This is a genomic window from Bacillus sp. AP50, assembly GCF_040492675.1.
In the GTDB taxonomy this organism is placed as follows: Bacteria; Bacillota; Bacilli; order Bacillales; family Bacillaceae_G; genus Bacillus_A; species Bacillus_A cereus.
In genome coordinates, this window is the sequence record NZ_JBEUTW010000325.1 from 1 (window position 1) to 7,670 (window position 7,670).

The following is a 7,670-nucleotide window of genomic DNA, read 5'->3' on the forward strand; positions in this document are numbered from 1 at the left end:
CTATTATGTTACTGTTTAAAACATTTACATCTGAAGATCTCATGCCAATGTTATTTCAAATTATATGTTTATATGGAAGTTTATTTATTTTAATTTTTGTTGAAATTATGATGAAGACAAATAGAAGAGAAATGGTTAAATAAGGGAGGGGTTATAATGAAGATTTCTAAAGAAGGTGAAAAGTTTTTAATCGATACGAAAGTATATTTAATAACAAAAGGGATTAAAGAAGAAGATGTGGACGCTTTTCTAGAAGATGCAGAGCTTCATTTAATAGAAGGTGAAAAAAAGGGAAAGACAGTAAGTGACATATTTGGTGACTCACCAAAAGAGTATGCGGAAGAATTAGCGAAAGAGATGGAGAAGGATAAAAGCGGGAGCATAAAAAGTATTTTAGGGATGATTATTGGTATTGGTGGGTATTGGTTACTGACAAATATTTTATTTGGAAGCCCCGATCAACAATTTACTTTAACAAATGTACAGTTAATTGGTTATCCTATCGTTTTAATCATTACGATTATTGGAACGATTGTTGCATTTAGAATGTCTTCTTTTAAAAGTAAATTAGTAGAATTTGGAATGATTTATGTAATAGTAATGGTTCCTATTTTATTATTGGTGTTATTGATGTTTATGAATAAATGGTATGGGACACCTGTATTGCAATTGGCGACAATGCAAACATATATATTAGCAGCAATTATCTTTTTATTACTTCTTATTGGTGAAGTATATGTTCTTGGCTGGATGGGTGTTTTTGTACTAATTGTTCCTCTTATGATTATGTTCTTATTTAAAGACTTAGAAGAAAGTAATGTATTTTGGGGAATTGCAAAGGTCTTACTTATGTATGGAAGTATATATGGATTAATGAAATGGTCTTTAAAAATTGAAGAAAGAAAAAGTATGAACTAGAAATTCAATAAAAAGCGGCTGCTCTGGATATACCAAAAATTATTTCCAAAGAAATATTATATAGGGATTTTTAGAGGGATTACATTTACATTTAGTTGTCTATTTTTATTTCTAGCAGCCGGGATTTGTTTTGTTGATTGGAATAAGTTGTTTTAAACAGTAACATGAGGGTTACTGTTTTTTTCTTTGTAATAAAGAGCTTTGTAAAGAGAGCGCTTTTTGTTCTGCTGTTAATAAGGAATGAATATGAACGTTTTCTGGACGAGGGACTATCGGATACATAAGATTTGTTGGAGAAGGGTGGTGCTCCGAGCCGGTTGGAGAATGAGGATCTGCATGAGTAAGTTTTCCATGAATACGTCTTGTAAATAAAATATGACCAATTTCGTGAGCGAGCGTATATATATTTTTCATAGGAGCAGCTGAATTTGTTAAAACGATATAGCCAGTAAGTTGCTGTTGTTTTGCTAAAGAATAAGCGCAGGCAATTACTGCTGTTTCTTTGAAATAATCACTGCCAATATAACAAATATAAAGGTCGCATTCAGGAGCTTCATTTACACATGTTTGGAAAAAGGATGCCAGTTTTTCTTGACTTTGAATGGAATTTTTATAACTGATTTCACGGTCAAAAAAACGGAAAAGTTCATTTAATACAATTACTTCTTGAATTTGAAATGTAATGGGATGCCAAATTGATTCTGCAACAGCTAAATCTTTTGCGATGCGGTCATCAGAAATATCGGCGCCGGGAGTAATGCAAATACATATATTGACGTATGGATCCATAAGGAACACCTCAAATGAAAAAAGTTCTTCCTATAATATATGTGGGAAAAAGATGTCATGTATGGATAAACGCCTTCTTTATTGAATATATAGATGACAAGTCGAAAAAATTTCATAGTTCTATAACATGGTGTGGTCGTCTTTTTGATATAGTAAAGGAAAGGGGGAGAATATATGTATACATTAAAAATCGTTTCAGACAGAGAAGCACTTTATCAATTTGCGAGTTATGTAAGAGTTGTACAAGGGGTTGAAGATGTATATGTAGAGGTGGGAGAACCTTTATATGAACATCCTTTAATGAAGTTTTATGTACATATTAAGCTGAAAGAAACATATGAGCAGCATAAAGCGTTACAGGAAATAGCAAGATTAGTAGAATTGGGTCGTTTTACATATGTCCATTATCGTAATGATGAAATTGAGGAAGCTTTTGAAGCTGTAAAATATGAAAGTTTTAAGAAATAAAGATGAAAAAACGGAGGCGAAAGCTTCCTTTTTTTCTTTAAAATTACATGAACAAAAAGAGAGAAATTTTGTTATGATAAGGGAGGTTAGGGAAAGGGGAATTTACATATGGGGTATATTGAAGAGTTACGAAAAGTCGTTGGTACAAGACCGCTTATTCTCGTAGGATCAGCAATCATTATATTAAATGATAAACAAGAAGTATTGCTTCAATATCGTTCAGATACATATGATTGGGGTGTACCTGGCGGGGCGATGGAACTGGGTGAAACGACAGAAGAAACGGCACGTAGAGAGTTATTTGAGGAAACGGGGTTAACTGCAAAAATAATGCAATTTCTTGGTGTTCTATCAGGAAAAGAAGTATATTTCCGTTATCCGAATGGCGATGAAATTTTCAATGTCATTCATCTGTATCAGGCACATCATGTGAGCGGGGAATTAAAGCTCGATCATGAAGGGTTGAAACTTCAATATTTTCCAGTAGATAAGTTGCCAAAATTGAATGAAACGACAGAGAAAATTTTGCAAAAGTTTTTATATGCACTGACAGAATAGAAGGTTAATTCCTTCTATTTTTATTATATTAAATATTTTGATTTTTTAGTATGTTTATAGTATGATAGTTATAGATATACATCTTATGGAATTTCACCTAAAAACTTACTAGGGTACATAAGAGAGGGGCAAGTACAAAATGCATAATGTTGTTATTACAGCTGCAGTTCGTTCGCCAATTGGAACTTTTGGAGGAGCGCTAAAAAATGTAACGCCAGTAGAATTAGCTGTTCCTGTACTTCAGGAAGCTGTAAAACGAGGCGGGGTAGAACCACATGAAGTTGATGAAGTAATTTTAGGTCATTGTATTCAAAGAACTGATGAAGCAAATACAGCGAGAACAGCTGCATTAGCGGCAGGATTTCCTGACACAGTTACGGGATATACAATCCAACGTCAATGTTCTTCAGGTATGCAAGCAATTATGTCAGCTGCAATGCAAATCCAATTAGGTGTAAGTGATGTTGTTGTTGCAGGTGGAGTAGAAGCGATGAGTTCGAGCCCTTATGCATTGAAACAGCACCGCTGGGGACAACGTCTACAGCACGGAGAAATTCGTGATACGGTGTGGGAAGTGTTAGAAGATCCGATTCACCATATTATGATGGGTGAAACAGCGGAAAATTTAGTTGAACAATATGAAATTACAAGAGAGGAACAAGATGAAGTTGCTCTTCGCAGTCATACATTGGCACTGAAGGCAATCGAGTCTGGACACTTTGACGATCAAATTGTTCCTATTACAATAAAAGAACGTAGAAAAGAAGTAGTATTTTCGAAGGATGAGCATCCACGTGCAGATATTACAGCGGAAAAATTAGCAGGGTTAAAACCAGCATTCCGTAAAGATGGGTCTGTAACTGCAGGTAATGCATCTGGCCTGAATGACGGAAGTGCAGTTCTAGTATTAATGAGCGAAGAAAAAGCGAAAGAAAAAGGCTTACAACCGTTAGCTAGAATTGTTGGATATTCAGTAGCTGGAGTAGACCCGAAAATTATGGGTATTGGACCAGCACCAGCAATTCGTAAAGGTTTAGAAAAAGTAGATTGGTCATTGGAAGATGCAGATTTACTTGAAATTAATGAAGCTTTCGCGGCTCAATATTTAGCTGTAGAGAAAGAGTTAGGCTTAGACCGTGAAAAAGTGAACGTAAACGGTAGTGGCGTAGGACTTGGGCATCCAATTGGTTGTACAGGGGCTCGTATTACAGTAAGTTTAATTCACGAATTAAAAAGACGTGGGTTAGAAAAAGGAATTGCCTCTTTATGCGTCGGTGGCGGTATCGGGGTTGCCTTATTTATAGAAGCACTATAAAAAAGAAGCAGCTATTGCTGCTTCTTTTTTTACGACTCAAATAGATGATGAAATAATCGATCACGATTTTCAAAGAAAAGTTTCGTCGTTTGGTAATGCTCAGTTTCTTCTAATGTGGATTCGTGAATCCCTTCTTGTGTTAAAGAATATATAGTGGATTCAGGGTAGGCCATTAAAATAGGAGAATGCGTCGCAATAACAAATTGTGAACCTTGTTCCACTAGCTCATGCATTCGAATAAGCATGGAAAGTTGTCTCATTGGTGATAAAGCTGCCTCAGGCTCATCTAAAATGTATAAACCTTGTCCTGAAAAACGGTTCATAAATAAGGAAAAGAATGATTCGCCGTGAGATTGTTCGTGTAGTGAAACGCCGCCGTAAGATTTTATAGCATCTATTTCATCAATATAAGAAGCAACGTTATAAAATGATTCAGCGCGAAGAAAGAAACCGTCGTTTGGTGTATTGAAACTTTTGGAAATTCGAAGGTATTCATGTAAAGATGAATGTGAATCGTTAGTGCTAAAGCGGAAATTCTTCGTTCCACCTTCTGCATTAAAGCCTAACGCAATTGCAATTCCTTCAAGTAATGTTGATTTACCCGTTCCATTTTCTCCAATAATGAATGTTACATTTGGATGAAAAACTAGTGATTGTAATGTTCGGATAGCAGGTAAGCAGTAAGGATATGCGGAAAAACTAGGGATATTTTCTTTTTTTAATGTAACATTTTGTAAAAAGGGTACGTCAATCAATATATAAACCTCAATTCATAACGGATTTTGATTCTAAAAAGGCGGCAAATACAAGTGTTAATGACACCTGAATTCCTTCCTTATTTTCTGAATATTTTATGTGGATTATATCATTTAAACTATCATATTCCAATGTGAAAATAAATATTGCATGAAGATCCATTCTCTCGTTATGATATATGGTATTCTATTGAAAATGTGAGAAGGAGTTAAAGTATGCCGTTTACATTTGCACATCCAGCAGCAGTTCTTCCTTTTGCGAAAAAGCATTCTAAACATATTTCAGTAACGGCTCTTATATTAGGTAGTATGGCGCCTGACTTTGAATATTTCTTATACTTTAGACCGTATGGTGTTATTGGCCATAAATGGCTTGGGTTCTTATATTTAAATTTACCGCTTATATTTCTACTCGCATACATATATCATTACATTTTAAAAAAGCCGTTTATAACGCATTTACCTAAACCGTTTGCTGGTTATTATTCATATGCAATAGATGAGAGGTGGGGGCTACATACCTGGAAAGAATTCTTTGTATTTTGCTATTCTGCATTATTCGGTATGCTCACGCATGTTGTTTGGGATGCATTCACTCATAAGACAGGCTATTTCGTTATGAAAATACCATTATTACAAAGAGAATGGTACGGTATCTCTGTTTATAAATATATGCAACATGGAAGTACATGTATTGGTGTTCTACTATTAGTATACGTTTTATGGAAGTATAGAAATGAAATGGGTAAAGATCTTATTTTAGCTTCGGAAAAAAGAAAGTATTGGGTTTCAGTAATTGTTGTAGCAACTATTATATTTATCGTGCACGCGTTCCTAGATCCCTATTTTCATATTTTCCAAATTGGAGGTATAATAGTATCTGGACTGACAAGTTCATTTTGTGGACTTGTCATTGTTTCTATAGTTTACAAAGCCAGGGACTAATTTTATATTCATGAATGATAGCGTTAGGAGAAATGAAATGATGAAAGCATGGAAAAGTATTTTTGTTTTATGTAGTTTTCTTCTTATGTTAAGTGGTTGCTTCCATCAAGAAGAAAAGAAAGCTGAACCGAAGAAGAAAGAATCTATTCCTGAAACAAAAGAATATGGTGGGCGTGAGCTGAAAAAAGTAGGACAAAAAGTGAAAGAAACAGGATGGGGTACTTTCAAGTTAGAGCAGATGCATTCTGTGAATCAAACATTTGAAGTAGCGCCAATGAAAATTCACGTACAAGATGTGAAAGTAATTTCTTTATCACAGATGAGTGAAAAGGCAAAAAAAACATTGAAAGTATACACGGCACTAACCCCTGAAGAAGTAAAACGGAGATTAGGGGATAAAGTAAGCCAAGAAGATGCAGAATTATATGCATCGCTAAGTGGAACAGAGATTAGTAATACAATTCGTTACGTTGAGATTACATATAAAGTGGAGAATACCGGAAATAAAAATATGCAATTTTTCTCTATGAATGATGTTATGATTAATGGTAAGCAACATTTTAAAGTAGCCACTCAAAACTTTTTATATGACGAAGATACGTTAGTTGGTACAAAAAATGTATCAAGAGAAGACTATAAGCCTGGTGAAACAAGAGATGGTATTATTGGTTTAATACTTGACGATGGAAAAGACAAGGTAAAGGATATTCAGTTTACAACTGATGATTTACTTGCAGGAGATTCAGAAACACAAGATGTTGTAAAAGAGCCGCAAACGTTTAACATCTCACTAAAATAATGTAAGACAAAACAGTCAGCATTCAAATATTATGCTGACTGTTTTTTTATTTCTTTTATGTATGAATCTACATTTTGAAAAGGCACCTTAATTTTAAACGCATCTTTTTGTTCATTAAATTGCTTTTCATTGTAGGGACCGAAACGTTTATTGTGCTTTACGTCAATAATCCAATAATGTTCACTTTTTTTATTTGCAATTGCTGCATCAGGGTTATTCGGATCTGATTTTTCCTCGGTTTGTTTTGCAATAATGTATTTATCATCCCAAGCAATGTTTGTAATTTTTGCAGGGATGTATTGTGTGGCATATACAGCATCTTGCGAGGGGAAAAGTTCAAATGCATTTCCAGAAGTACGTATGAGTTCGTATTCATCGTTAACCGTATAAGTTAAGTGACCTGTGTTTCCTGCACAACCAGTTAATAGGAAGGCGACGAATAGGATTATCCATTTTTTCAATATGGGAACCTCCTTTATAATGCTATTGTAACAAATTGTACAAGAAAAGTAAGAGAAACGCTAGTTTACAATGTTTTTTAGAAGTGGTACGATGAGACGGGTAAAGAAGGATATGAAGGAGTCGACATAAAATGAAGTTAAAGATACATCGTCCAGCGCTTGTAATGAATCGCATAGGTGCTTCCCTAATTGACATGTTTTTAATCTCGGTTATGTATGGTGCAGTAGTAGCTATTATGACTGGAAACTATAGTGCTATGTTTAAGCGCTTTAATATAAGCTTAGGTGATTTTAGATATGATTTCGCAGTAGTTTTTATATTAATGGCGATTTATTTTATTGTGTTACCCTTTATTTGGAACGGTGTTACACTTGGAAAAAAGGTAACGAGAATAAAATTAATTTCATTGAAGAGTGAAAAGCTAACGTTGCAAACATTAATTATAAGATTTTTTGTAGTGTTATTACCGAACGTATTGCTATTAGGAATTCCATTAATATGTAATATATATATGATGTTGTTCCGCAAAGATAATTGTGGTTTTCAGGATTTAATTACAAAAACGAAAGTAATAAGTCTTGTATAATGAAAAAAAGACCTTTTTATATATAAAAGGGTCTTTTTGATTTTATAAGTATATGGGGAATGTTTACAGTAAGGA

General features: G+C 34.2%; 10 protein-coding genes and 2 pseudogenes. 9 read left to right on the plus strand and 3 right to left on the minus strand.

Annotated features, from left to right (window positions below; translation table 11 throughout):
• From ABWK52_RS21390 to ABWK52_RS21400, 3 genes and pseudogenes are all read left to right on the plus strand, one after another.
• Positions 1-143 (plus strand): annotated as a pseudogene (locus tag ABWK52_RS21390) (DUF1129 domain-containing protein); the annotation flags it as partial.
• A 13-nt stretch (positions 144-156) separates the two neighbouring features.
• Positions 157-918 (plus strand): DUF1129 domain-containing protein, encoded by a 762-nt coding sequence (locus ABWK52_RS21395; protein ID WP_000703262.1) that lies wholly within the window; start codon positions 157-159, stop codon positions 916-918.
• A 12-nt stretch (positions 919-930) separates the two neighbouring features.
• Positions 931-1,074 (plus strand): annotated as a pseudogene (locus ABWK52_RS21400) (DNA-binding protein); the annotation flags it as partial.
• A gap of 15 nt (positions 1,075-1,089) precedes the next feature.
• Here ABWK52_RS21400 and ABWK52_RS21405 read toward each other — a convergent pair.
• Positions 1,090-1,707, minus strand: a complete 618-nt coding sequence (locus tag ABWK52_RS21405; RefSeq protein WP_000371605.1) for an ImmA/IrrE family metallo-endopeptidase — start codon at positions 1,705-1,707, stop codon at positions 1,090-1,092.
• 174 nt (positions 1,708-1,881) lie between these two features.
• Between ABWK52_RS21405 and ABWK52_RS21410 the strand changes: the two genes are divergently transcribed.
• The 3 genes from ABWK52_RS21410 to ABWK52_RS21420 all read left to right on the plus strand — a co-directional run bounded on the left by ABWK52_RS21410 (position 1,882) and on the right by ABWK52_RS21420 (position 4,048).
• The gene (locus ABWK52_RS21410) at positions 1,882-2,175 is read left to right on the plus strand and encodes a DUF3928 family protein (RefSeq protein ID WP_000288330.1); all 294 of its coding nucleotides are present in this window, start codon (positions 1,882-1,884) and stop codon (positions 2,173-2,175) included.
• Between the two features lie 108 nt (positions 2,176-2,283).
• Positions 2,284-2,733, plus strand: coding sequence for an NUDIX hydrolase (locus ABWK52_RS21415; protein ID WP_002005651.1), 450 nt, complete (start codon positions 2,284-2,286; stop codon positions 2,731-2,733).
• A 139-nt stretch (positions 2,734-2,872) separates the two neighbouring features.
• Positions 2,873-4,048: an acetyl-CoA C-acetyltransferase gene (locus ABWK52_RS21420; RefSeq protein WP_000552075.1), complete on the plus strand. Its 1,176-nt coding sequence runs from the start codon at positions 2,873-2,875 to the stop codon at positions 4,046-4,048.
• A gap of 29 nt (positions 4,049-4,077) precedes the next feature.
• On the opposite strand, the gene ABWK52_RS21425 is transcribed toward ABWK52_RS21420, so the two are convergent.
• Complete coding sequence (locus tag ABWK52_RS21425) at positions 4,078-4,803, minus strand: AAA family ATPase (protein WP_000568010.1); 726 nt, start codon at positions 4,801-4,803, stop codon at positions 4,078-4,080.
• 216 nt (positions 4,804-5,019) lie between these two features.
• On the opposite strand from ABWK52_RS21425, the gene ABWK52_RS21430 reads away from it, so the two are divergent.
• Both ABWK52_RS21430 and ABWK52_RS21435 read left to right on the plus strand, forming a co-directional pair.
• On the plus strand, positions 5,020-5,748 hold the full coding sequence (locus ABWK52_RS21430) for a DUF4184 family protein (RefSeq protein WP_098541576.1): 729 nt from the start codon (positions 5,020-5,022) through the stop codon (positions 5,746-5,748).
• Positions 5,749-5,785: 37 nt separating this feature from the next.
• Positions 5,786-6,547 (plus strand): hypothetical protein, encoded by a 762-nt coding sequence (locus ABWK52_RS21435; RefSeq protein WP_000973895.1) that lies wholly within the window; start codon positions 5,786-5,788, stop codon positions 6,545-6,547.
• Positions 6,548-6,576: 29 nt separating this feature from the next.
• Here the strand turns inward: ABWK52_RS21435 and ABWK52_RS21440 are convergent, their stop codons facing one another.
• Positions 6,577-7,008: a DUF3997 domain-containing protein gene (locus ABWK52_RS21440; RefSeq protein WP_098541577.1), complete on the minus strand. Its 432-nt coding sequence runs from the start codon at positions 7,006-7,008 to the stop codon at positions 6,577-6,579.
• Positions 7,009-7,139: 131 nt separating this feature from the next.
• On the opposite strand from ABWK52_RS21440, the gene ABWK52_RS21445 reads away from it, so the two are divergent.
• Positions 7,140-7,595: an RDD family protein gene (locus tag ABWK52_RS21445; protein ID WP_097999114.1), complete on the plus strand. Its 456-nt coding sequence runs from the start codon at positions 7,140-7,142 to the stop codon at positions 7,593-7,595.
• The last annotated feature ends 75 nt before the right edge of the window (positions 7,596-7,670 follow it).